This window comes from Pseudoalteromonas sp. BZA4 (assembly GCF_040104395.1).
In the GTDB taxonomy this organism is placed as follows: domain Bacteria; phylum Pseudomonadota; class Gammaproteobacteria; order Enterobacterales; family Alteromonadaceae; genus Pseudoalteromonas.
Window position 1 is genome coordinate 17,009 of the sequence record NZ_JBECOT010000037.1, and the last position, 23,351, is coordinate 40,359.

Annotated in this window: 27 protein-coding genes; 11 read left to right on the forward strand and 16 right to left on the reverse strand. The window is 41.1% G+C overall.

Features of this window, described 5'->3' with window-relative positions; genetic code table 11:
- Positions 1-129: 129 nt before the first annotated feature.
- A complete protein-coding gene (ccoG, locus tag ABMY41_RS14685) occupies positions 130-1,512 on the forward strand; it encodes a cytochrome c oxidase accessory protein CcoG (RefSeq protein WP_175081735.1) in 1,383 nt (460 codons plus the stop codon).
- Positions 1,513-1,549: 37 nt separating this feature from the next.
- On the opposite strand, the gene ABMY41_RS14690 is transcribed toward ccoG, so the two are convergent.
- The 3 genes from ABMY41_RS14690 to ABMY41_RS14700 form a co-directional block, all read right to left on the reverse strand.
- The gene (locus tag ABMY41_RS14690) at positions 1,550-1,966 is read right to left on the reverse strand and encodes a hypothetical protein (protein ID WP_175080755.1); all 417 of its coding nucleotides are present in this window, start codon (positions 1,964-1,966) and stop codon (positions 1,550-1,552) included.
- 185 nt (positions 1,967-2,151) lie between these two features.
- Positions 2,152-3,057, reverse strand: coding sequence for a M14 family metallocarboxypeptidase (locus tag ABMY41_RS14695; protein ID WP_175081736.1), 906 nt, complete (start codon positions 3,055-3,057; stop codon positions 2,152-2,154).
- Positions 3,058-3,120: 63 nt separating this feature from the next.
- Complete coding sequence (locus ABMY41_RS14700) at positions 3,121-3,711, reverse strand: hypothetical protein (protein WP_175081737.1); 591 nt, start codon at positions 3,709-3,711, stop codon at positions 3,121-3,123.
- Positions 3,712-3,863: 152 nt separating this feature from the next.
- On the opposite strand from ABMY41_RS14700, the gene ABMY41_RS14705 reads away from it, so the two are divergent.
- Positions 3,864-4,901: an AI-2E family transporter gene (locus ABMY41_RS14705; RefSeq protein ID WP_058584824.1), complete on the forward strand. Its 1,038-nt coding sequence runs from the start codon at positions 3,864-3,866 to the stop codon at positions 4,899-4,901.
- A 48-nt stretch (positions 4,902-4,949) separates the two neighbouring features.
- Here the strand turns inward: ABMY41_RS14705 and ABMY41_RS14710 are convergent, their stop codons facing one another.
- The 5 genes from ABMY41_RS14710 to ABMY41_RS14730 all read right to left on the reverse strand — a co-directional run bounded on the left by ABMY41_RS14710 (position 4,950) and on the right by ABMY41_RS14730 (position 8,063).
- Entirely contained in the window at positions 4,950-5,366 is a 417-nt protein-coding gene (locus tag ABMY41_RS14710) for a hypothetical protein (RefSeq protein WP_062565116.1), read from the reverse strand.
- The gene (locus ABMY41_RS14715; RefSeq protein ID WP_058584761.1) at positions 5,353-6,690 is read right to left on the reverse strand and encodes an ATP-binding protein; all 1,338 of its coding nucleotides are present in this window, start codon (positions 6,688-6,690) and stop codon (positions 5,353-5,355) included. The genes ABMY41_RS14710 and ABMY41_RS14715 overlap by 14 nt, the downstream gene beginning before the upstream one ends.
- Positions 6,684-7,358, reverse strand: coding sequence for a response regulator transcription factor (locus ABMY41_RS14720; protein ID WP_054552907.1), 675 nt, complete (start codon positions 7,356-7,358; stop codon positions 6,684-6,686). The genes ABMY41_RS14715 and ABMY41_RS14720 overlap by 7 nt, the downstream gene beginning before the upstream one ends.
- Positions 7,359-7,360: 2 nt before the next feature.
- Positions 7,361-7,612, reverse strand: a complete 252-nt coding sequence (locus tag ABMY41_RS14725) for a PepSY domain-containing protein (RefSeq protein WP_054552908.1) — start codon at positions 7,610-7,612, stop codon at positions 7,361-7,363.
- 151 nt (positions 7,613-7,763) lie between these two features.
- Complete coding sequence (locus ABMY41_RS14730) at positions 7,764-8,063, reverse strand: YciI family protein (protein ID WP_063704552.1); 300 nt, start codon at positions 8,061-8,063, stop codon at positions 7,764-7,766.
- 176 nt (positions 8,064-8,239) lie between these two features.
- On the opposite strand from ABMY41_RS14730, the gene ABMY41_RS14735 reads away from it, so the two are divergent.
- Positions 8,240-9,664 (forward strand): sodium-dependent transporter, encoded by a 1,425-nt coding sequence (locus ABMY41_RS14735; protein WP_175080752.1) that lies wholly within the window; start codon positions 8,240-8,242, stop codon positions 9,662-9,664.
- A gap of 61 nt (positions 9,665-9,725) precedes the next feature.
- Here the strand turns inward: ABMY41_RS14735 and ABMY41_RS14740 are convergent, their stop codons facing one another.
- Positions 9,726-10,364 (reverse strand): CPBP family intramembrane glutamic endopeptidase, encoded by a 639-nt coding sequence (locus tag ABMY41_RS14740; protein WP_175081739.1) that lies wholly within the window; start codon positions 10,362-10,364, stop codon positions 9,726-9,728.
- Between the two features lie 58 nt (positions 10,365-10,422).
- Entirely contained in the window at positions 10,423-11,010 is a 588-nt protein-coding gene (locus ABMY41_RS14745) for an inner membrane-spanning protein YciB (RefSeq protein WP_054561224.1), read from the reverse strand.
- 194 nt (positions 11,011-11,204) lie between these two features.
- Here ABMY41_RS14745 and ABMY41_RS14750 point away from each other — a divergent pair, with 194 nt between their 5' ends.
- The gene (locus ABMY41_RS14750; protein WP_054561225.1) at positions 11,205-11,474 is read left to right on the forward strand and encodes an HU family DNA-binding protein; all 270 of its coding nucleotides are present in this window, start codon (positions 11,205-11,207) and stop codon (positions 11,472-11,474) included.
- Positions 11,475-11,611: 137 nt separating this feature from the next.
- A complete protein-coding gene (locus tag ABMY41_RS14755; protein ID WP_054561226.1) occupies positions 11,612-12,184 on the forward strand; it encodes a type 1 glutamine amidotransferase domain-containing protein in 573 nt (190 codons plus the stop codon).
- 54 nt (positions 12,185-12,238) lie between these two features.
- Here ABMY41_RS14755 and trpA read toward each other — a convergent pair whose 3' ends face one another.
- The 6 genes from trpA to ABMY41_RS14785 are packed head-to-tail and all read right to left on the reverse strand — an operon-like array spanning position 12,239 to position 18,799.
- Positions 12,239-13,051, reverse strand: a complete 813-nt coding sequence (trpA, locus tag ABMY41_RS14760) for a tryptophan synthase subunit alpha (protein WP_349275229.1) — start codon at positions 13,049-13,051, stop codon at positions 12,239-12,241.
- Complete coding sequence (gene trpB / locus ABMY41_RS14765) at positions 13,048-14,232, reverse strand: tryptophan synthase subunit beta (protein ID WP_138619900.1); 1,185 nt, start codon at positions 14,230-14,232, stop codon at positions 13,048-13,050. The genes trpA and trpB overlap by 4 nt, the downstream gene beginning before the upstream one ends.
- A 7-nt stretch (positions 14,233-14,239) precedes the next feature.
- Positions 14,240-15,604, reverse strand: coding sequence for a bifunctional indole-3-glycerol-phosphate synthase TrpC/phosphoribosylanthranilate isomerase TrpF (gene trpCF / locus ABMY41_RS14770; protein ID WP_289097591.1), 1,365 nt, complete (start codon positions 15,602-15,604; stop codon positions 14,240-14,242).
- Entirely contained in the window at positions 15,597-16,616 is a 1,020-nt protein-coding gene (gene trpD, locus ABMY41_RS14775) for an anthranilate phosphoribosyltransferase (protein WP_349275232.1), read from the reverse strand. The genes trpCF and trpD overlap by 8 nt, the downstream gene beginning before the upstream one ends.
- Positions 16,617-16,625: 9 nt before the next feature.
- Positions 16,626-17,231, reverse strand: a complete 606-nt coding sequence (locus tag ABMY41_RS14780; protein ID WP_175081744.1) for an aminodeoxychorismate/anthranilate synthase component II — start codon at positions 17,229-17,231, stop codon at positions 16,626-16,628.
- Entirely contained in the window at positions 17,231-18,799 is a 1,569-nt protein-coding gene (locus ABMY41_RS14785) for an anthranilate synthase component 1 (protein ID WP_349275234.1), read from the reverse strand. The genes ABMY41_RS14780 and ABMY41_RS14785 overlap by 1 nt, the downstream gene beginning before the upstream one ends.
- Positions 18,800-19,323: 524 nt before the next feature.
- Between ABMY41_RS14785 and ABMY41_RS14790 the strand changes: the two genes are divergently transcribed.
- From ABMY41_RS14790 to ABMY41_RS14815, 6 genes are all read left to right on the forward strand, one after another.
- The gene (locus ABMY41_RS14790; protein ID WP_349275236.1) at positions 19,324-20,163 is read left to right on the forward strand and encodes a PHP domain-containing protein; all 840 of its coding nucleotides are present in this window, start codon (positions 19,324-19,326) and stop codon (positions 20,161-20,163) included.
- 9 nt (positions 20,164-20,172) lie between these two features.
- Positions 20,173-20,793, forward strand: coding sequence for an L-threonylcarbamoyladenylate synthase (locus ABMY41_RS14795; RefSeq protein WP_055021149.1), 621 nt, complete (start codon positions 20,173-20,175; stop codon positions 20,791-20,793).
- An 8-nt stretch (positions 20,794-20,801) separates the two neighbouring features.
- Positions 20,802-21,638, forward strand: coding sequence for a ScpA family protein (locus ABMY41_RS14800; RefSeq protein ID WP_349275238.1), 837 nt, complete (start codon positions 20,802-20,804; stop codon positions 21,636-21,638).
- A gap of 169 nt (positions 21,639-21,807) precedes the next feature.
- A complete protein-coding gene (locus ABMY41_RS14805) occupies positions 21,808-22,101 on the forward strand; it encodes an antibiotic biosynthesis monooxygenase (protein WP_287245257.1) in 294 nt (97 codons plus the stop codon).
- 135 nt (positions 22,102-22,236) lie between these two features.
- Positions 22,237-22,599, forward strand: coding sequence for a hypothetical protein (locus tag ABMY41_RS14810; protein WP_055021146.1), 363 nt, complete (start codon positions 22,237-22,239; stop codon positions 22,597-22,599).
- A 250-nt stretch (positions 22,600-22,849) separates the two neighbouring features.
- Positions 22,850-23,239, forward strand: a complete 390-nt coding sequence (locus ABMY41_RS14815; RefSeq protein WP_349275240.1) for a hypothetical protein — start codon at positions 22,850-22,852, stop codon at positions 23,237-23,239.
- Positions 23,240-23,351: the final 112 nt, after the last annotated feature.

The following is a 23,351-nucleotide window of genomic DNA, read 5'->3' on the forward strand; positions in this document are numbered from 1 at the left end:
CGCGATATATCGTGCTTTTGAACGTTCAGATATAAATTTAATCATTTAATATCAATAACTTAATTTTAATTTGTGTTGGCCTGATTGTTGCTCTATCAGGCTATTACCGACACAAAAGTAAGTAGCAAAATGAAATTTGATATTAAAGAGCAAGACTTAATCATCAAGCCCTACAACCAAGAAGGGCCAATTTATATTCGTGAGCAAAAGGGGTATTTCCAACGTATCCGCCGTTACTTAGGCTGGGTGCTAATGCTGACGTTCATCGCCATTCCGTGGATCCCCTATGATGGCCGTCAAGCTGTATTACTCGACGTAGCCAGCCAAAAATTTACTTTATTTGGCTTAACGCTGTTACCGCAAGATTTTATGATCTTAGCTATGTTATTTATGACAGGAGCGTTTGCTTTGTTTTTCGTCACTAATTGGTTAGGGCGTGTTTGGTGTGGTTACACTTGCCCACAAACAATTTGGATGCTGATGTTTACTTGGGTCGAACACAAAGTAGAAGGTAACCGTAACCAACGTATTAAACTTGATAAAGCAGATTGGTCAGTGAGTAAATGGCAGAAGAAAATCACTAAGCATGCAGCTTGGCTGCTGATCTCTTTGCTTACATCTATGTCATTTATGGCTTATTTCATCCCCGCTAAGTCTTTATACATGAGCTTATTTACTCTAGAAATGTCTGGGATCGTCAGTTTTTGGGTATTCCTGTTTGCATTTTGTACCTATGGCAATGCGGGATTCTTACGTGAAAAAATGTGTACTGTCGCATGCCCTTATTCACGTTTTCAATCAGTGATGTTTGATAAAGACACGTTAGTTGTTACCTACGATCAAGCGCGAGGGGAGTCTCGTGGTGCGCGTAAACGTAAAGCCGATCCTAAAGAGTTAGGCTTAGGTGACTGCGTAGACTGTAACCTATGTGTTGAAGTATGCCCAGCCGGTATCGATATTCGTAATGGCTTGCAGTATGAATGCATAAACTGTGGCTTATGTATTGATGCGTGCGATAGCACTATGGAAAAATTCAACTATCAAAAAGGCCTTATCAAGTACGCCTCTGAAAAACAAATGGAAGGCAAAACGACCAATCCATTTAGGTTAAAACTGCTTGGCTATGGTGGTTTAACAGCGCTGTTTGTCGTTGGAATGGTTGTGTGGATGGCAATGCGTACACCTATTGAGGCTTCTGTCATTCGTGACCGTAATGCCCTGTACCGTGTAAATTTTGAAGGCTTAGTAGAAAACCCATATACCTTATCAATTATCAACAAAACACAGCATAGCTTGAGCTATTCAATCGGCATCAGTGGTATTGAAGAAGCAAGCTTACAAGTGCCTGAAACGATAACTGTTGAGGCAGGTCAGATGAAGCGTGTTCCTGTCACTGTGGTTGCAGATGGCTACGAGCTGAAATCAAAAGTAACGCCTATCAGTTTTCACATTCAAGCATTAGAAGATGCTGATATCGCAATAACTAAAGAAACTAAGTTTTACCGAGATTAACCTCAATCACGGCTCTAGAAACGAAAATGGCTTGTTTTTAACAAGCCATTTCTGCAAATTCGAGCTGCTTAAGCACATAAGCCTTAGCGCTGTCTAAATCATCAAATAAACAGTCCATTATTTGAATCGGTGATTGCGCTTGCGCAATAATGCGTTTCATCTGATTAAGCACAATAGACGAGCTAAACATATAAGCGGTGGCTATACAGTTAGTGCCTTGCAGGGCACGAAATAATTGGGTAAAACCACGTTCTGCATCAGGGGTGGTAGCAAGTAATTGGGTAGAATGACTAATATACGCCCACGGCTTTCCAGCTAAAGCAGAAATATGCTTTTTTAAATCGACTGCAAAGTCATTGACTAAACGTGCGTTAATATTACCAGAAAATTGTCCAATAATAATTGGACCATCGGTGATGATACTGACACTGCCATAGTGATTCTTAAATTCCAATTTGCTTCCCTTTTGAATTAAAAAGAGCGCGAATTTTATACAATTCTATGTATGTGTCTAGTTATTTAGTATACAAATTTCAAAAAACATAACTTTTTCATTAAATTTGTATATATGTAGATTTTATCTAGCTATTTAGGTTTGAGGTGAATAAATCATTCACCTCAGATTTAAAATATAACTAACTATTCGTTAACAATATAGTTCAATGCACCGGTAATTGAGGCTACTTGTGCATCAATACAAATTGCGTCATTGGCCTGTGGGCTATCAGGGTAAACCTCTGTTGTTGTAACATATTCTGCATCGGTTAAGCCCATACATAACCCCAGTTTTTTCGCTTGGTAATTAATCACACCAAATTGAGTTTGTGGCACACCAATCAACTGGTTATTCTCATCACTTGGTGCGATGTGGGTTACTTTCTCAACTGATTTTATAATCGCTGTTTGAAATGCTTCATGCGGGCGCTCACTATCAGCGACAAGATAAAAGCCATCCGGGATGTTCCAGTTATCGTGGGTCGTTGCATCACGTGCTGCTAGCGCAGGGCGAAACTCACTATTATCAGTGTCTGTAGTTTCATGTAAGTCAATATGCACATAAGGTGTAATGGCGTTGTCGGCTAAATACTGCATGATTGCTGCAGACTCTTCAGCTGGACTATCTGCATAGAAAGAGCGGTTTGGATCCGTGGCATTTGGATTCCAGCGGTTAATCGTTTCATAACCCCATGGGCTGATACACGGAGCCACTAAAATATTAAAGTCAGCAAAGTAGTCTTTGGCACTTCTCTTAGCAAACGCTAAAGCACCATGCACACCACTTGTTTCATAACCGTGAACACCACCGGTAACCAGCACAACAGGTTTATCAGCTTGCCATTGCTTGCTCTTTAAAATGTAAAGTGGGTATTTGTCGCTGTCGTAACTTAATGCGCCATATTGCTCAATATTGAAATCGCTTGATAAAGAGTCTAGTTGCGATACAACATCATCTAAATAGCTACGCTTTACTGACTGTAATTCAAACCATGCTTTCTTATCTGCGTCGTTCCACGGTTTACCTGGGGTTCCAATAGGGTAACTCATAAAATACCTTGTTGTGACTTGCTACAAAACGCCAAGCTTATCTAAGCTGTTAAGCTGCTGCAACTAGATAAGCTCAGTAGTAAAGTTACCTTGCTCGTACAGCTTTGCATGATGATGCTTATGGGTCTCAAATAAGTATTTACGCAGTGCATCTTCACCCTGACACACTTGCATTATTTTTCCGGCAATTCCTTTGCTGGTCGTTCGTATTGGCTTCACACTAAGAATAATGTGATCTTCAGAAGGTAAATTAAATGCCAACAGTATCTCTTTATTAAGATCGGGTGATTGACGCTTTGGCTTGAGTAACACGCCCGTACTTGATAAAGACAATATTTGAAATTGTTCTGTGTGTATTTCAAGATCTGGCGTACGCCAGCTGCGTTCGATACCTTTGGTATCTATTACTTCAGGTGCGCTAAGTACAGGGATCAGTTGGCCATTCTCGTCCTTGCTAAATTCAAGCGGAAACCACAACTGATAAATCCCTACTTCAGCCAGTAGTGTCAGTTTGGCATTGGTAAGTAAACCATTTAATTTATCAGGCAAATTAAGCCTAACAGACATTTTTGTATCGGTTGGATCGCTATCAGTCCGTTCAGCCTCGAATAAACGGTTGAAAAAAGAGAGTTCTTGTTCGGATAAATGTGCCATATAAAGCTCCTTTTAAAGCACGCTTACTTATATGTATCATAAATTGTTCAAATTATGCACGTATAATGAGCATTAATTGTGCCAGCTGCTTTGTGATTTCTTTTGCGGCGTATTTCACTTACACTGATAAAAAAACTAACAAGGATTTTATTTTGTCGAGCCTGACTGGTGTAAATAAAAGTTTAGTGATATTTGCTGCTTTAGTCGTTGTTTTAGCGGGTATTAAAGCTGCAAGTGTGATTGTTATCCCATTTGTGTTGGCAGCCTTTATTGCCATTATTTGTAATCCCTTAATTCGTTTCTTTGCTAAATACGGTATCCCTAAAGGGATTGCCGTTGTGTTTGTTATGTTGATGATTGTTGGTGTAGGGATAAGCCTTGCCGGGTTGGTTGGGCAATCGATGACCGATTTTTCTGAAAAGCTGCCTGAGTACAAAGCACAACTAAAAGAAGAGTTTGTCTGGGTGGTTAATGTTGCAGCGAGTTATAACATTCTGATTGATAAAGAGCAGATCATCTCTTTATTCGATCCGGGCAAAATGATTGATGTTGCAACCAACATGCTCACAGGCCTTGGTGGCGTGATGGCGAATTTGTTTTTGATTATCCTAACCGTGGTGTTCATGTTGTTTGAAGGACCTATGCTGAGTAAAAAAGTGCATTTAGCACTGGACGATCCTGAAATGAAAATGCAGCAGGTTGACCGATTCTTAGATTCAATTAATTCTTATCTGGCTATTAAAACGCTGGTTAGCTTAGGCACAGGTATGCTTGCAGGCTTTATGCTTTGGGCTCTTGATGTTGATTATTTTATACTTTGGGCTGTAGTGGCCTTTATGCTTAACTACATTCCTAATATAGGCTCTATCATTGCCGCTGTGCCTCCAGTGTTACTCGCTTTGATCACTCAAGGCCCACTGGTTGCAGGGTTTATTGCTGGTGGCTATTTAGTTATAAACACGGTGATGGGTAATATCGTCGAGCCGCGTTTTATGGGTAAAGGGCTGGGTTTATCGACGCTAGTGGTGTTTTTATCCTTGATTTTCTGGGGCTGGCTGATGGGGACCGTGGGTATGCTGTTATCAGTTCCATTGACCATGATAGTTAAAATAGCCTTAGAGACTAGTCAAGAAGGGCGATGGCTTGCTACCTTGCTTGGCAATGGCGAAGAGCTAAAACTTGAAGATTAAAAAAGGCGCTTAAGCGCCTTTTTTACTTTTCGATATGTTTAACAGTTATCACTTTAGAGGTCGCTGTAAAACCTGCACATGGTTTTTTAGGATCTCAATTTCACATTGCTTGTAAGCAATAGCGGCTTTCGTACCATTTGGCATTTTTTGTAAATAACGCCAACGACAGCTGTCTTCTAAATAACGCTCTTGGTTCTTGATGCTGCGATTAAAAATTGGTAGCAATTGGCTGTTACCAGTATCTTCTTTAATTTTCTCAAGATCCATAGTGAGCTTATTAATCCACATCTTTTGGTCACGCTGAATATCGGCGATAACTTGATCTAGACATTGAATATAGCGTTTTGTGTCATCGGTATTGTTGCTCGCAAGCTCACACGTTTGCTCTGCTTGAGCATGCGATGCACTTGCAATTAAAGCTAAAAAGCTGCCTTTTACGAGTATTGATGTTTTATTTTTTATCATGGTAATTAAACTCTAATATAAACTCAGCACCGGCTAGTTTCTCTGCGTCTTTAATGGTTAATGTGCCATTATACGAGTTGACTAAATCCGACACGATAGCCATGCCGACACCATGGCCGCTTTCGTAGGTATCGAGTCTGGTACCGCGAGTTAGTAATGATTCACGCTTGTGCTCAGGTACACCTGGGCCATCATCACTTATACTGAGCGTTAACTTTTTGTTCTGCTTAACCTTTATATCGACCTGTGAACGGCAAGCTTTACAGGCATTATCGATTAAATTACCAAGTAGTTCCATCAAATCTGTTTTATCACCTAAGAAATAGTCTTTTTCGCTGACCTCTGAGGTAAAAATAATATCTTTGTCGCGATAAACCTTGCTCATCGCGCTTAAGATTGAATCAATAACAGGCTTGATATGAGTTTGTTTCTTCCAGGTGTCAGACGCACCTGTTGCAGCGCGCTTTAACTGGTGTTCGATCATCACATTAATACGGTCTAGCTGCTCTTGTGCATCCGCATCATTGGCCAATGGGCTAGATTTAAGCACTGCCAAAGGTGTTTTTAATGCATGAGCAAGGTCGCTTAATGACGCGCGATAACGTTCTTTTTGGCGCTGCTGCGATTCAAGCAATAAGTTTAAATCGGCTTTAATGGTTTGTAGTTCAACCGGGTAAAGACCTTTAATTTGTTGGTTATCACCCGACTCAATGGCTTTTATTTCTTTGTCGAGTCGTTGCAGTGGCCTTGCACTCCAAACAAAACCGATTGCCATTAGCGCAGCAATGGCCACACCCATCACATACATCCAATTTACGAGTGTTTGCTTAAAGCCATCCATCAGCCTCAGTAGGGCATCATTACGCTTTAATAGAATAAAACGTGCATGCTCTGATTGGTCAATGTTTTCTAAAATAACGGTAAGCGTTAACTGCCAGTACACGGTATTGTTGTATTCAACACGGCGAAAGTCAGCAGAGCCTGCAGGGGCTTCAAAGTTATCAGGAATAAAGTTGATATTGGTCGCCGATTCGGAGTACCAAACCGGCAAGTCACCGCGATAAACCATCGCATAGGTGTCTGAGTTTAATCTGTTTAGCTCTGGCGTTAAGATAGTACTTGGCATAACGATGCCGCGTTCAGTGAAATCGACTTCAGAGATTAATGAATATAAGTGAGCTTCGAGGGTTTTTTCGGTCGCTTCGACCAAAGAGGCGTAGTAAGCCTTACCAATTGAGAAAAACAGAATTGGTAGGGCGACTAATAAAACAAAGACAAGGATAAATCCTTGCCTTACTTTAAGCGGTATTTGCGATGCTACCACTGACTTTTTAGCCTATAACCACGGCCGCGTAATGTTTCAACTGGGTTTAGGGTACCATCAGGGTCAAGCTTCTTACGTAAACGCAATACGAAAACTTCAATTACGTTTGAATCAAGGTCGAAGTCTTGGTCGTAAATGTGCTCTGTTAATTCAGATTTAGAAATTACCTTTTGTGGATTAACCATTAGGTATTCTAAAACTTTGTATTCGTATGCTGTTAAGCTAAGTTCTTTATCGTTTACCCATACTTGCTGTGAGCGAGTATGAATTTTAATAGGGCCAGCTGTCATTTCTGGGTTTGCTTTACCTGCGCTGCGGCGGATAAGTGCATTACAGCGGGCAATTAGCTCTTCAACGTGGAAAGGTTTAGTTAGGTAGTCATCTGCACCAGCATCTAAGCCTTCTACTTTATCTTGCCAACGGTCACGTGCCGTTAAAATCAAAATAGGAATAGTAATACCTTGTGCACGTGCTTTGGTAATTAATTCAATACCATCTACTTTAGGTAAGCCTAAATCGACTACCGCCATATCTAGCGGGTATTCGGTAATATGGAATAAACCAGCTTCACCATCGTGACAAAGGTCAACGCTGTAACGCTCTTTTTCTAGGGCATTACGAAGGTTATCTGCTAAGTGTAAATCATCTTCAATAACTAAAATTCGCATTCTTAATCCTTTTTCACTTCGCCAGTCTTTTTGTTCACATGGACATCAACCACGTGGCCGTTCGTTTTTAAAATTCTTACGGTAAATACTTTATCTTGCTCTGTGATTTTTAGGGTTCGGCCGTCTTCAGATTTTTTGGCGATCGTCACAGCCTGCTTTTTAGTCACCTCTTGGGCTTGTTTCTTATTGGCATCAGCATGAAAGCTTGATAATGCAAATAAAAGACTAAAACTGAAGGCTAATAATATGCGCATGACGGGGAACTCCTAAACCAGACCCATTTAGTTTAATTAACCAATTAACTAAAATTCAAGTAATTACGTTAAATTCTGTAATTCAATAGCCAAATCTTAGTTAATAAGCCGTGAACAAACACTGAATTATTGATTCAGTTAAGTTCAGAGGTTAACCAAATACTTTTTTAAATGGTTTTACGACTGAGTTGTCGTAAACACCCGCCGCAATATACGGATCGTTTGCAGCCCATTCGCGTGCAGCTTCTAATGAGTCAAATTCTGCTACCACTAATGAACCAGTAAAACCAGCGTCAGCCGGATCTTCACTATCAATGGCTGGCAATGGGCCTGCCGTAAATAAACGGTTTTGATCGTCTAATTCTTGAAGGCGTGCTAAGTGAGCAGGGCGTGCAGATTTGCGAGCTTCTAAACTATTTTCAACATCAGTTGAATAAATCATATACAGCATGGTGTGTTCTCAATGTTATTTTTAAAAAATAGTAGCATATTCTTAGCAATAGACGAGAGATTATTCGCGTAATAATCTTTACACAAACCCATATAACTTTAACTTATAAAGCTTGAAATACGCGGTGTAACACTGGTAGAGTCGCTGGGTTGAGAAAATAATAATAAGGTTTTTAAATGAGCGAAAAACGCGAGCATTTTAGCTCCCGCCTCGGTTTTATTTTAGCGGCAGCCGGTTCTGCTGTAGGTATCGGAAACTTAGTAGGTTTTCCTGTTTCAGCTACAAAAAACGGCGGTGGTGCTTTCCTTTTAGTCTATGCATTGTTTGTCATTTTTATCTGTTTGCCAGTGATGATGGCTGAAATGGCCATGGGTCGTAAAGCACAAAAAGATCCACTTGGTTCATACAAATTTTTAGCGGGCAATGATCCTAAATGGAACTTTGCTGGCTTTTTAGCCGTATTAACACCATTTATGATTGCTGTTTTTTATATGGTGATCACAGTATGGATTTTCGGTTATTTATCGCAAACCGCTTTTGGTAATCTAGATGCCTTGGCCCAGCCAGATAACTTTGGCACCTTTATCAATAGCTACACCGTGTTTGGTTATATGGCCGTGGTTGCCATCATCGTTAACTTGATTTTAGTGGGCGGTGTTAAAGAAGGTATTGAAAAAGCGGCTAAGTTTATGATGCCAGCTTTATTTGTACTACTCACCGCATTGGTTGTTTACGTACTAACTCTTGATAACGCAATGGCAGGTGTTAAGTACTATGTTGTGCCTGACTTTTCAAAAATGGATGCCAGCGTATTAAATGGTGCATTAGCTCAAGCGTTTTTCTCGTTGTCACTAGGTATGGGTATCTTAATGACCTATGCATCGTATATCTCTAAGAAAGACGATATTGTTGGTAGTGCAAAAATGGTTGCAGTTACTGATTCGATGGTAGCATTTATTGCTGGTCTAATGGTGCTTCCAGCTATTTTCAGTTTTAACCCAGATACTGACCCAAGTACTTTATCTGACTCGTCAGTATCGATGATTTTTGTCTACCTACCAAAAATTTTATTAGCGTTACAAGCTGATATTGGCTACGTGGGTGCATCAATTGTTGCGTTTGTATTCTTCTTACTTGTCTTTTTTGCTGCAATTACGTCACTTGTATCAATTGTAGAGGTGCCAACTGCAACATTAAGTGACCGCAAAGGTATCAGCCGTAAAAAAGCACTGGCTATCTTAACCTTATCTACAGGTGTATTGACTGTGCTGTGTACCATGTCATTTGGTATGGTTGACTCGCTTACAAAGTTTGTTAGCTATGGCGGTGCAGATAAGAGCTTATTTGATATCGTTTATGATGTGTTTTACGACACAATTTTACCGCTTAATGGTTTAATGGTGTGTTTATTCGTTATGTATCGTTGGAAAAAAGCAAACTTATCAGCAGAGCTAAGCCAAGGCTGTGAAGGCTATGTTGGTAGCTTTACAGAGAAGTATGTGAACTTCTCGCTATCAACGTTTATCCCTGCCATTTTATTACTAATCTTTGTAAATACGGTGGCCACTAAGTTTTTTGCATTTAGTATTTTCGGATTTTAAAAACCAGTTCAATACTTAGCCGCGCACTTTGTGCGGCTTTTTTATGCCTACCTTTATTATTTTAAAAGGCCCCGGCATCAAGCACATCACCCAAGCCAAGGGTAAACATCCAAAGTCCCCATAAGCTATGTTCAATCACACACACGAAGGTTGAGCGGCTTTGCGCATAGGTGTAAGAAAACAACAGCCCACCTAAAAATGCTAGAAGCACGGCCAATATATTCGCATAGACAATATGCGCCAACGCAAACACTGATGCGCTGACAATAATACGCACTGTTTTACTTGGCATAATGCGTTTATAACGATGGAAAAAATAGGTTCTAAAAATAAGTTCTTGCGGCATCACCGATAAAATGGGGTAGAGCAATAACAACATTAGCCAATCGTTAAATGAGTTTCGTGGCAGTGAAAACCAGTTTTCTTGGTTCATGATGCCGTAAAACATTCCGGAGAATAACGCCCCTAAAAAGAAGAAACTAAATAAGCGACGTTTTACCGCACTAAATTGCCCAAGGCTAGTTAAACGAAAGCGTTTAAAATGGGGATCAGATAAAAGCAACATGCCGCACACGGCCATTAAAATAATAAGGGCAGGAATAAGCCAGTTAGCGAGGTAGGCACGAAGAAAGAAGCCTAATAGCGGCAAAGAAACAAATATGAGGGTAAATTCAAGCCAGCGGTATTGGTTAGCGTTCAATGTCGTCTCAGCGTGTTTTTTGTTTACGCTAACAAGCTAAGACGACAGATTTATGACATTAAGATTGCTTTGGATCTTTCTCTTCGTCATCTTCAGGTAAGTATTTGAATAGGGTGATGATCGTTGCTAACACGCAAACAAAGGTGATGCCCATTAAGCCAAACACTTTAAAGTTAACCCAAAAATCGAGCGAGAAGTTATAGGCAATGTAGATATTCAGCGCCGAGATACCTGCAGTCACGGCAACCCAAAATAGGTTAAGTTTGTTCCAGAGCGCTTCAGGTACGTTGATTTCTTGTTTACTCTCAGAGGCATTTTCTAAAATCGAGCTAAGTGCTTTTTTCACTAGGTTTTTGCCAAGTACATAGCGGCTTACTAACAAAGTAACACTGAAAATGGCATACACAATGGTGGCTTTCCATTTCACAAACTGCTCATCGTGGAACACTAAGGTGAGGGTACCTAACACCACCGCTATAGCAAAAAACACCCAGTGACGGGTTGGCACTTTACCATCTTTAAAATAACAGTAAGCAACTTGAATTAAGGTGGTTAGCATCAGCAAGGCTGTTGCCCAATAAATATCAACTAACTTGAAAACCGCAAAAAATAAAATCAGCGGGATGTATTCAATAATCGCATGCATAAATTTATAAATGCTCTAATTTAAAAAGATACTGGGTTGTATCAAGTTATCACGCAAGATACAAGGTTGACTTAACAGCCCTGAAAGCTTAGCCTCCCGAGCCAATCTGGCCTAAACCTGCGTTTAGGTTGTTTTACCTTATCTTTTTCCGCTTAACCTCAGATGATTAAGCGGCGTATTTTGGAGCACTTTTTATGAATAAAGCCGCGTTAGTATCGCAAATGGCTGCCCACAGTGAATTAACAAAAAAAGACACTCAAGCTGCCTTAACCAGCATGTTAAATGCTATCGAAAAGTCTCTTTCTGAGGGCGACCAAGTGCAAATTAATGGCTTTGGTACGTTTGCTCTGAGTTATTACCCAGCACGCAAAGGACGCAACCCACAAACCGGTGAAGAAATTGAAATAGAAGGCGCTAACAAGCCAGTTTTTAAACCTGCTAAAGCACTCAAAGACGGTTTATAAGCAGGATTTGCAAAGCGGGTGTAGTATTTACAGAGCATAAATAGAACACTTGAAAATTTATTCAATATTTTCAATCTATTAAGTTTGGCATGTTGTCTGCTATTAATTGTTTAGGTTTACCTAAATAAGGAGATAACATGTCAAATTTAAATAGCCAACTGAATGGTAAAAAGATTGCCATTCTTGCAACCAATGGTTTTGAGCAAAGCGAGCTATTGTCACCACGAAGCGCATTATTAGAAGCTGGTGCACTTGTCGAAGTTGTGTCACTTGAGCGTGGCGATATCACAGCATGGGATGAAAACCAATGGGGTGAGCGAGTCAGTGTTGACCGTGTAGTCAGCGAAGCAGACTCTGCAGAGTATGACGCGTTACTTCTGCCTGGTGGCTTATTCAACCCAGATACGTTACGTCAAGATAGCGAAGCAAAAGCCTTTGTTGATGGTTTTTTCAGTGCCGGTAAAAACAAACCCATTGCCGCGATTTGCCACGGTCCATGGCTATTAGCCGAAATTAACAAACTACGGGAGCGCAAAGTAACCTCATACCCAAGTATCAAAACAGATTTGATCAATGCAGGAGCTAATTGGGTTGATCAAGAGGTGTGTGTAGATGAGGGCATAGTCACAAGCCGAAGCCCAGCCGACTTAGAGGCCTTTAATCGTAAGTTTATCGAAGAGATTAAAGAGGGTGTGCACCGCCATCATTAATTGTTAAGCACAAAAAAGGGCCTTTATGGCCCTTTTTGAAGTAATAAAACAAACTTACTTTGTAGCTGCTTTCATACTGGCTACAAACTCTTTTAAACCAGTTAGCATTGCTGCTTGATCATCAAGGTTTGCCTCGATGATTTTAACAACCGCAGAGCCTGAAATCGCACCAGCGGCTCCTGACTCAAGTGCTGATTTAACATCTTCCGGTGTTGATACACCAAAGCCTAATAATGCCGGTGCAGCATGGTAATCTTTTAGTTTTTTAACTAATGAATCTGCTGGCATTTGTGCCTTGGTTTCTGTGCCTGTCACACCTGCGCGTGAAAGAAGGTATGTGTAACCACGGCCATATGACGCACACTCTCGTAAAGTGTCATCATCAGCATTCGGTGTAGCAATAAAAATTGGGTCAATGCCATTTTTCATTGCTGTTTGGCGAAATAGCTTTGATTCATGTAGCGGCACGTCAGCCACTAAAATTGAATCGACACCGGCTTCTTTAGCATCTTGATAAAACTTCTCAATGCCACGTTTAAACACTAAGTTTGAATACAATAACAGGCCAATTGGAATATCGGCATTGTACTGGCGCACTTGTTTGATGATATCAAAGCAATCTTGGGTATTAATGTTTTCATCAAGTGCACGAATGTTAGCAGCTTGGATCACTGGGCCATCAGCAATCGGATCAGAAAATGGAATACCTAGCTCAAGGGCATCAGCGCCGCCATCAATTAAGCTTTTGATGATTTCTACACTCAGTGCTTTATTAGGATCGCCAATAGTAACAAAGGGTACAAAAGCACCTCGGTTGGTTTCATTTAATGTGGCGAACAGTTGTCCGTAACGGTTAGTCTGGCTCATAGTGCGCCTCCTTCTGATAAAACACTGTGTACGTGAGCCAAATCTTTATCGCCTCGGCCGCTTAGGTTAACCACTAAAATGGTGTCTTCGGTTTGTTGCTCGGCATATTTAAGGGCATATGCTAGGGCATGGCTTGATTCAAGTGCAGGAATGATCCCTTCGTTCTTAGCCAGTAGTTGGAATGCTTCAAGCGCTTCAGTATCGGTAATACCCACGTACTCAGCACGGCCAGTTTCATGCAAGTGAGCATGCTGAGGGCCAACAGCTGGGTAATCAAGACCTGCTGATACAGAGTAAGACTCTTCAATTTGACCATCATCATCTTGCATAATGTAGGTATAGGTACCGTGTAAAATGCCTTTGGTGCCTTTACATAAGGTGGCACCATGCTGGTGGGTGTCTAAGCCCTTACCTGCAGGCTCTACACCAATTAGTTTTACGCTTGGCTCATCAATAAAGTCTGTGAACATACCAATGGCGTTAGAGCCACCGCCCACACAAGCAAGCACAGCATCCGGTAAGCGACCTTCTGCTTTAAGCACTTGTTGTTTTGCTTCTTCACCAATCATTTTTTGGAACTCGCGTACCATTGTAGGGAATGGGTGAGGGCCTGCTGCAGTGCCTAGTAAATAGTGAGCATCTTTGTAATTTGCTGACCAGTCACGAAGGGCTTCGTTTACGGCATCTTTTAAGGTACCAGAGCCCGCTGTGACAGGAATAACCTCTGCGCCCATTAGTTTCATACGAAATACATTTGGTTGCTGACGTTCAACGTCTTTTGCACCCATGTAAATACGGCATTTTAAGCCAAGTAGGGCACAGGCAAGGGCCGTTGCAACACCGTGTTGGCCGGCACCTGTTTCTGCAATCACTTCTTTTTTACCCATGCGTTTGGTAAGGAGTGCTTGACCAAGTACTTGATTGGTTTTGTGCGCACCACCATGGAGTAAATCTTCACGCTTTAAATACAGTTTTACCTTAGGGTTTTTAACTAAGTTACGTGTCAGTGTTAATGGTGTAGGGCGACCTGCGTATTCATTTAATAGTTTTTCAAACTCAGCCTGAAAAGCAGGATCGTTTTGTGATTTATTAAACTCTGCTTCTAGTTGCTTGAGTGCTGGCACAAGCAGCTGTGGTACAAACATACCACCGAATTCACCGAAATAAGCTGGATTTTGCATTCTAACCTCAATAATTTCTGATATGCGAAAACGCATTTTGTAATTTTGTTTGGCACTTTTTACCCGCTGACGCTTCAACGCCAGAATTTAGGTCAAGGCCATTAGCACCGCGATAAAGCGCTGCATGGATATTTTCTGGGTTTAAACCCCCGGCTAACATAAACGGCACGGTTGCCGTCTCTAGCACTGACCAATCAAATGTTTCGCCTGTGCCGCCTTTTTGGCTTTTGCTGTAAGTGTCGTATAAATGGCGATCAACCCCTTCAAGCGGTTTAGGTAATTCACCTTTAACGGCTTGGGCTTTCCAAATTTCACAGCCAAGCGGTAATTGCTTTCTGAGGCTTTGAATATACTCGCTATTCTCATCGCCATGTAATTGCACGGCCGCTAATTTTAAGCTTTGCGCATAATCGACCACTTGTTCAAGAGGTGCATTGACAAACACACCTACATACGCGAGTGGGGCACTTTGCGTAACTTGCTTGGCACAGTCTATATCGACATAGCGCGGTGACTTAGGATAAAAAATTAAGCCACCATACACAGCACCACTGGCGTAGGCTGCCATCGCATCTTGTGAACGGGTTAAACCGCACACTTTGTTCTCACCTAAAATCACTTTACGACACGCGGCTTCTAAGTCGCGTTCAGCCATCAGTGAGCTGCCAATTAAAAAGCCATCGCATAATGGTGCAAGACGTTTTACATCTTTATGGGTATAAATGCCCGATTCTGAAATCACTACTTTGTCATTTGGGATAAGCTGACGTAAATGCTCAGTTGTTGCAAGATCAGTACTTAAATCACGAAGGTCGCGGTTATTAATACCAATTAGGCTGGCATTAAGTGCAAGTGCACGGCTAACTTCTTGCTCATTACTGACTTCAGTGAGTACCGACATATTTAAAGAATCAGCCACCTTGTGAAGCGCTAAATATTGCTCGTCATCAAGGACTGAGAGCATTAATAAAATGGCATCACCACCAGATAAGCGTGCTAAATAAACTTGGTACTCATCAATAAAGAAATCTTTACAAATAAGCGGCTGTTCCACTTGGCTGCGCACGTATTCAAGGTACTGATAGCTGCCTTGGAAATATTTTTCATCCGTTAGTACGCTCATACAGGTTGCGTACTTTTTATAAACCGATGTAATTTCCTCTAAATTGAATGGTTCGCGAATAAGCCCTTTTGACGGTGAGGCCTTTTTACATTCTAAAATAAACTGCGTGCCGGTTGCTGCTAATGCGCCTTCAAAGTCTCGCTTGGTTGGCACAACCTCGCTAATGAATGACTCAAGCGGGCGCTGTGCTTTTCTTTGTTCTAATTCAATACGTTTGTCGGCAACAATTTTGTCTAACACGTTAGCCATGACTTACCTCAATAATTGCGTTCAATGTGTCCATCGCTTTGCCTGATGCTAATAATTCGCTTACTTGATCTGCGGCTGCTTTTAAATCACTTGCTTTATCGGTTAAATAAAGAAGAGCGGCAACGTTGGCTATAATGGCTGCGTTATGCGCTATTTCACCTTGACCTTGTAAAATCGCTAAGCTTGCTTTTGCGTTATATTCTGGGCCTTGGCCTGCTAGTTGTTCAAGTGAATAGTTTGCAAGACCAAAATCGCTTGCTGTTAGCGTGTATTCGCTCAGTTCACCGTTATTAAGTTCAACCACTTTGGTTGTCCCGTGTAAGGCAATTTCGTCAGTGCCTGCACCGTGCACCACCATAGCGCGTTTTGTGCCAAGGGTTTTTAAGGTTTCGGCCATGGGTAAACACAGCGATGGGTCATAAACACCAAGCAATTGCACCTCAGGGGCAGCAGGGTTGGCCAGTGGCCCTAAAATATTAAAAATTGTGCGGCTTTTAAGGGCCGTACGCACACCCATCGCATGGCGTACACCACTGTGATAATGCGGCGCAAATAAAAATGTAAAGCCGGTATTTTCTAAACAATGGGCAGCTTGCTCAGGGCTCATATCAATATTGATACCCAAGGCTTTAAGTAAATCTGCAGAGCCCGAATTACTCGACACACTGCGATTACCATGTTTGACCATGTTGATGCCCGCAGCGGCGGCAACAATAGCAGCCGTGGTACTAATATTAATTGTGTTTGATCCATCGCCACCGGTACCACAGCTATCGGCAAGCAAGGTTTTGCTGGTTGGAAATGGCACGGCATTGGCGCGCATTGATGCCGCAGCGCCGGCGATTTCATCACTTGTTTCGCCTTTTAGTTTTAGGGCGATAAGTGCTGCAGTTAATTCAATATCATTAAGCTTGCCATTCATGACGGCGTCAAACAATTCAGTTGCTTGCGAAAACGATAAATCTTGCTTTGCTAATAATTGGTTTAACTGGGTTTGAGTTGTTGCTTCCATGTTATTCCTCTACTGCACGCGTGCGGTTAAAAATTCAATGCTTTGCTGTAATAGCAATGCGCCATTTGGCGTTAAAATTGACTCAGGATGAAACTGATACCCAAGGGCATTATCTTGTTGATGGTAAATTGCCATCGGAATATTTTCATAACAAGCAATTACTTCAACGTCATCAGGGACTTTGGTTGCCATTAATGAATGATAACGAGCAACCGGCATTTTATCGCCCATACCCGCGAATACTGGGTGCTCAGTCAACGCAATAATTGATGACTTGCCATGCACAGTTTCGCCTGCATGACCAATAACCCCACCGTAGCTTTGTGTTAGTGCTTGCTGCCCTAAACAGATACCCAGCATAGGGAAGCGACCTTTACACAGTTCAATGAGTTCCATTAAACAACCCGCATCAGATGGTGCACCAGGGCCAGGTGATAGCACTAGTAACACAGGTACGGTCTCTTGGCACATTTTGTCAAAGATGCTTTGTGCACTGATGTTATTACGGTATACCACTAACTGGCACCCTAACATAGAAAGTTCATCGACTAAGTTATAACTAAATGAATCAAAGTTATCTAAAAAGTAGATTTTATAGGCTGATGTTGTCGTCATTATTGTGCCTCGTAAGTCGATTGAATCGCAGTGATCACAGCTTGTGCTTTAGCGCGGGTTTCATTGGCTTCTGATTGTGGATCTGAATCAAACACCACACCTGCACCTGCTTGTACATAGGCCGTGCCATTTTTAACAAAGGCAGAGCGAATAACAATACAGCTATCCATGGCGCCATCGCCCGTTAAATAACCCACAGCACCGCCATAGCTGCCGCGGCGTTTTTGTTCGGTTTGACGAACTAACTCAGCAGCGCGTACTTTAGGTGCACCCACTAAGGTGCCCATGTTCATACAAGCTTGGTAAGCATGTAGCGCATCGAGTTCAGGTTTTAAAGTACCCACCACGCGTGAAACTAAATGCATCACTTGTGAGTAGCGGTCTACTTTTAATAATTCTTTTGCGTGACGCGTGCCTGGTACGCTAATACGGGCTACATCATTTCGTGCTAAATCAACTAACATCAGGTGCTCGGCACGTTCTTTTTGGTCGTTGCGAAGTTCAAGCTCAATGCGGCTGTCTAGGTCTGGATTAATTTGCCCGTTAGCAAACTTGCCACGAGGGCGAGTACCAGCAATTGGGTATACCTCAACTTGTTTACTCTCTGCGCAATATTTGAGGGCTGACTCGGGTGATGCGCCGAATAACACGAACTCTTCATCGCGCATGTAAAACATATATGGGCTTGGGTTTTGTTGTTTTAGTTGGCTGTAAGCATGAAGTGAGTCAGGGCAGGCGAGAGAAAAAGTACGTGATGGAACAACTTGGAAAATATCGCCATCAACGATGTTGTTTTTTAACTTGATGACGTGTTCGCAGTATTGCTCGTCGCTAACATCAACAGAAATTGGGTTTGTGCCGGTTTGCTTTTGCCCTTGGTAGCTTTGTGCATTGTCACATACGGCATTTAAACGCTCCAACTGTTGACCAACCTCAAAGCAATTAGCATGAACTTCAGGGCCGTTAAATACATTGCCAATTAGCTCGGTTGTTTTTGCTTGATGGTCGATGACAACTAACGTTTCGGCTAGGTAGAAAACATAATCTGGGCAGCTGTTTTCGCCGTCAGGCACATCAGAAAGAGTTTCGAAATTAGCAACCATATCGTAGGCAAATACACCGCCTAAGAACACAGAAAATGGGTTATCTGTGGTGCTTTTAATACTATTAATACAGCTACGTAGCGCGCTAAATGCGTTATCTGCTACTAATTTACTGGCTTCATCAATGTCGCTTGCTACCTCGTTGTAGGTTAACGTTAATGTGTCTTCTACAAGCTCTGCAGAGCAGTTTTGCACATGAGTTTGTAAATAAGGCAGTAATTGTTTGCCGTTATTTGACTGTGCAGTGAGTGTGACCTGTTTGCCTTGGCAAACAATACGTAGCGCTGAGTCAACCAAAATTAGACTTTTTACACTGTCTTTAGAATCAATTTCAGCAGACTCTAACAGCAGTGAATTAGGCTTATCGAGTAAACTGTATAACGCAAGTGGGCTACTGATGTAGTCGCGCACTTGAGTGATACTGGTTACTTCACCTGGTGTCGTTGTTATATGACTAAAAATCAAACCTCATTCTCCCTCATTCCCAAAAACTCTTTAAAAAACAAAACCCCGCGAAGCGATGCTTGGCGGGGTTCGTATAAAGATGCCTATAAATTAGATAGACCCTTACCGTCCCGCTAAGCCAGGCGCCACCACCAATGATGTGTAAGAGTTGCTATGTAATTCATTATAAAACCTTAAAATTTAGATATAAAAAAACCCGCTACATGAGCGGGTTTTGAAATCGTTAGACACGACAATTCGTCACCCGCTAGTTACGAGTGCCACCACCAAATTGTGATTTGAATTGTTTTGTTCATTGTTATTGCTTATTTAACGTGTCTGAAAGTGCATACAGTAAAGCGTACCTGAGCCGATACTGTCAAGCATTAATTTACATATTAATACGTGTTCGGCATTTACCCATCGCAATTGCCCATTTATGTGGGTATATATGTCTAACCTAAAAAGATAATCACGCCCTGGCACTAAATTTTTGTTATACTCACATCATTGATTCAAGAACTTATGTAAAGCAGTCTTTCCCTTTGATAAAATACGATTTACATAGCCACACCACATACTCAGATGGTCAGCTATCAGTCGAGCAATTGTTACACCGCGCGGTTGAGAAAAACATAGATGTGTTTGCAATTACCGATCACGACACGTTAAGTGCGATAAAACCAGCTCGCCAAGTCATTGCAGATGATAATTTACCGCTTAAATTAATTACTGGCGTTGAAGTATCAACAAAATGGGAAAGCTTTGAAATTCATATTGTTGGCTTAAATGTTGATGATGAAAATGACGCACTGTTGTCATTATTACAAGCACAACAAGGCAAGCGTGAAGAGCGCGCTTTAGAGATCGGTCGTCGCCTTGCGAAAAATGGTTTTGAAGGCATTTACGACCAAGCAAAAACATTTGCTGAAAACGCTCAGATCACACGGGCGCATTTTGCCCGAGCTCTGATTGAGCGTGGTGTTGCTAAAAACTTTCCTGGGGTATTTAAAAAGTACTTAGGGCGAGGAAAAACAGGCTATGTACCAAGTAGTTGGTGTGATATGCAAACCGCAATTGCTGCCATTCACCAAGCCGGTGGGGTTGCCGTTCTTGCTCATCCTGGGCGTTATCAAATGTCTAACAAATGGCTACGTAAGTTAATTATTGAATTTAAAGACGCAGGTGGCGATGCGATGGAAGTTGCACAACCACAGCAAGCACCCAGTGAGCGCCAGTTTTTAGGTGAACTGAGTCGTGAATATGGCTTACTTGCGTCACAAGGGTCAGATTTTCATTTTCCGACCAGTTGGTTGGAATTAGGTAAAAATTTATACTTACCAAAAGATTGCCAAGGGGTTTGGCAAGCATGGGAAGGGCAATAGGAGCGTGTAATGAGTCAGTTTTTTCATATTCATCCAGATAATCCGCAACCACGCTTAATCAGCCAAGCGGTTGATATTATTAAGCAGGGCGGTGTTATCGTATACCCAACCGATTCGGGTTATGCACTTGGCTGTAACATTGGTAATAAGCAAGCAAAAGAGCGAATCGAACGTATTCGTGGTATTGAAAAACACCATAACTTTACTTTAGTCTGCCGTGACTTATCAGAGCTATCTACTTATGCTCGCGTTGATAATCAGTTATTCAGATTGATTAAAAATAACACCCCTGGGCCTTATACGTTCATCTTTAAAGGCACTAAAGAAGTACCAAAGCGTTTATTAAACGAAAAGAAAAAAACCATTGGTATTCGTGTTATCGAACACCCAATCACCTGTGCTTTATTGGCTGAATTAGGTGAGCCGTTAATGTCGTGTTCTTTAATTTTACCGGGTGAGCAATATACCGAGGCTGATCCTGATGAAATTCGCGATCGCATTGAAAAGCAAGTTGATTTAATTATTCATGGTGGTTATCTTCCTGAACAGGCAACCACAGTAATTGACTTGTCGGATGATGATATCGAAATCTTACGTGTGGGTTGCGGTGATACTAAACCATTTGAGTAGAGACTTCATTGACTAGCCCAGAGCTTGACGCGCCAGATAATTTACAAGAGCCAGTACAGCAAAAGCTGCCACTGGCTTTTTTGCATGGCAAAGCGGTGGTTGATAAACCTGAAGACTTATACATTCCACCCGATGCATTAGAGATCATTTTAGAAACCTTTGAAGGTCCTCTCGATTTACTTTTGTATTTAATAAAAAAACATAAACTCGATGTATTAGAGCTCTCTATTTTTAGTATTACAGAGCAATACGTTAGTTATGTTGAAATGATGAGCGAGTTTCAGCTTGAACTGGCTGGCGAATACCTTGTGATGGCGGCGTTATTAGCACAAATTAAATCACGATTATTACTACCAAAACATGAGGAGCTTGAAGAGGAAGAAGACCCACGAGCTGAGCTTGTAAGACGTTTACAAGAATACGAACAATTTAAAAAAGCCGCCGAAAATCTTGATGAAATTCCTCGCGAAGGCCGCGATATCTTTGTTGCCGAAGCACTGGTGCCAGAATTGAGTGAGCGTGAGGTGCTGTTACCTGACGTTGACATGAAAGACTTGTTAGTTGCGCTAAGCGACGTTATGGCCCGAGCTAAAACATTTGAACACCACCATATTACCGCAGAAGCCTTATCGACCCGTGAACGCATGAGCTTAATCTTAGATAAACTCTCAGAAGCCCAATCACAGCTACCTTTTAGTACTCTTTTTACCATAGAAGAGGGCAGAAGTGGTGTTGTCGTTAGTTTTATCGCCATGTTAGAGCTGGTGAAAGAAAACCTGATCAGCTGCTTTCAGGTAGATGCCAATAGCCAGATTTATGTTGGTTTGGTGGAAGAAGGCGAATAGCTGAAAGTTAATAGTTTTAAGCTTTAAGCGGTAAGTTTTAAAGGCAGTAGATCAATTATTAAAACTGGGTCATTACTAGTTGAGGGCCTGATAAATATATCAGGAAGCCAGCAATTTGCGACTATCCAGTTCTTGTCGTTATGTTCCGACTCATTCTGTAAGGGTATTTATGTCAAAAGTAACGTTGAAAGGGTTTATTTTAGTTCCTGAGTCTGACTTGGAGAACGTTAAATCTGAGTTGGTGACTCATAGGCGTCTTACCCTAGAAGAGCCTGGTTGCATTACTTTCAGTGTTACTGAACATACAGAAAACCCACTTCGCTTTGATGTATACGAAGAGTTTATAGATAAATCGGCATTTGAATATCATCAGCAAAGAGTTAAAAACTCATTATGGGGTAAAGTAACCACCTGTGTTGAGCGACATTACGAGATCTTTGAGTCATCACCAGTTAAGAGGTAGAACGTTACAAAAGTTTGCTTTTTATTCTAATAAAAACACTTAACTTACAGAGTGTTAAACAATTGCACCAAGTCTCAGTACCTGATAAGTTGGTTTTCCCCATTTTAGGGTAAGCCTACTATTAAGGAAAATATAATGAAAAAGTTAGGAATGGTGCTGTTATCTCTCGCTGCATTTGGTGCCTCAGCTGCAGAAAGCTTGCAATTAGACCTTAACCTTTATTTGAATAATCAACTTGTAAAAACGCACGTTGTTAAAACTGAAGAAGACAAAACTCAAACAGTGACTGCAGATGATATTCTTAAATTTGATGTAACCCCTACATTGAACGAGCAAACTGTGACACTAACATCAGCACTCTATAAATTTGAAAATGGCTCTTACAATAAATTTCAAGAACCTAAGTTAATGGTAAACCTTAATGAACCTGCAACGATTGAGGTTGGGACTGAGGGTGTTGAAGTGTATAAGATTGAAATAACAGCAAGTAAAATATAAAACTTAAATTTCTTTAGCTACTTAAAGTTATATGAATAAGTCGGCTGGATGTGATTTAACTGAATATCAACTATTTTGGTACATAGATAAATTGCATTCTTCTTAGCTTATTGTTTTTGAGACATAATTTTAATTACAGTTGCTCTTTAAGTCGATTAAATTTAGTTTTGTAGTTTGTTCATCATTAGTGAATTTGGTCTTAGGTTCAATCTGAGAATAAAGTTTATTTCCATTATTAAGGAGGTATGGATTGAAGGAAGTAGAATTTATAACACAAGATAAGCAGTACGAATTATGCTATCAAGATACTCTTAAGGTTATTTCAGAAGCAAAGCAAAAGCTTTACGAAGTAACTAAATGGATTGTAACTCTGCAAACTTTAGTAGTTGGTGCTGCGTTTTCTAACAAAATGGATTTTTCTGAGTCGCTTGTAGTACTACCCGTGTTCATTGGTTTAATGGGGGTATTCTTAAACAAGTCTATATCAGATGAGTTGTTTGTTCATAGAAAAACACTAGCTAACATTAGAAGTGAAATTGGTGGAGTTATATATGAACTAAATAAGGATCAAGTTAAACATTTTTTAAATGGAGATAAGCCTAAACACGTAAATTATTTCTTTTCTCCCGAATTCAGATAATAAGTGCACCACTCATGGTTAAACGGTGAGAAGAGATCAACTGCCTGTTGGTGGTACTCTATCGTCGCCAAACAAACAGAAGCATTTACCATGAGTTACAAGCAGTTGATCG

Bases quoted from the DNA above. Each gene is read 5' to 3' on its own strand.
- ABMY41_RS14810 (WP_055021146.1), top strand. From the start codon at position 22,237: ATGAAAAAGTTAGGAATGGTGCTGTTATCTCTCGCTGCATTTGGTGCC.
- ABMY41_RS14730 (WP_063704552.1), bottom strand. From the start codon at position 8,063: ATGCTGTATATGATTTATTCAACTGATGTTGAAAATAGTTTAGAAGCT.
- ABMY41_RS14735 (WP_175080752.1), top strand. From the start codon at position 8,240: ATGAGCGAAAAACGCGAGCATTTTAGCTCCCGCCTCGGTTTTATTTTA.
- ccoG (WP_175081735.1), top strand. From the start codon at position 130: ATGAAATTTGATATTAAAGAGCAAGACTTAATCATCAAGCCCTACAAC.
- ABMY41_RS14720 (WP_054552907.1), bottom strand. From the start codon at position 7,358: ATGCGAATTTTAGTTATTGAAGATGATTTACACTTAGCAGATAACCTT.
- trpB (WP_138619900.1), bottom strand. From the start codon at position 14,232: ATGCAAAATCCAGCTTATTTCGGTGAATTCGGTGGTATGTTTGTACCA.
- ABMY41_RS14795 (WP_055021149.1), top strand. From the start codon at position 20,173: ATGAGTCAGTTTTTTCATATTCATCCAGATAATCCGCAACCACGCTTA.
- trpD (WP_349275232.1), bottom strand. From the start codon at position 16,616: ATGGAAGCAACAACTCAAACCCAGTTAAACCAATTATTAGCAAAGCAA.
- trpA (WP_349275229.1), bottom strand. From the start codon at position 13,051: ATGAGCCAGACTAACCGTTACGGACAACTGTTCGCCACATTAAATGAA.
- ABMY41_RS14745 (WP_054561224.1), bottom strand. From the start codon at position 11,010: ATGCATGCGATTATTGAATACATCCCGCTGATTTTATTTTTTGCGGTT.
- ABMY41_RS14725 (WP_054552908.1), bottom strand. From the start codon at position 7,612: ATGCGCATATTATTAGCCTTCAGTTTTAGTCTTTTATTTGCATTATCA.
- ABMY41_RS14780 (WP_175081744.1), bottom strand. From the start codon at position 17,231: ATGACGACAACATCAGCCTATAAAATCTACTTTTTAGATAACTTTGAT.
- ABMY41_RS14700 (WP_175081737.1), bottom strand. From the start codon at position 3,711: ATGGCACATTTATCCGAACAAGAACTCTCTTTTTTCAACCGTTTATTC.
- ABMY41_RS14695 (WP_175081736.1), bottom strand. From the start codon at position 3,057: ATGAGTTACCCTATTGGAACCCCAGGTAAACCGTGGAACGACGCAGAT.
- ABMY41_RS14805 (WP_287245257.1), top strand. From the start codon at position 21,808: ATGTCAAAAGTAACGTTGAAAGGGTTTATTTTAGTTCCTGAGTCTGAC.
- ABMY41_RS14750 (WP_054561225.1), top strand. From the start codon at position 11,205: ATGAATAAAGCCGCGTTAGTATCGCAAATGGCTGCCCACAGTGAATTA.
- trpCF (WP_289097591.1), bottom strand. From the start codon at position 15,604: ATGGCTAACGTGTTAGACAAAATTGTTGCCGACAAACGTATTGAATTA.
- ABMY41_RS14755 (WP_054561226.1), top strand. From the start codon at position 11,612: ATGTCAAATTTAAATAGCCAACTGAATGGTAAAAAGATTGCCATTCTT.
- ABMY41_RS14710 (WP_062565116.1), bottom strand. From the start codon at position 5,366: ATGATAAAAAATAAAACATCAATACTCGTAAAAGGCAGCTTTTTAGCT.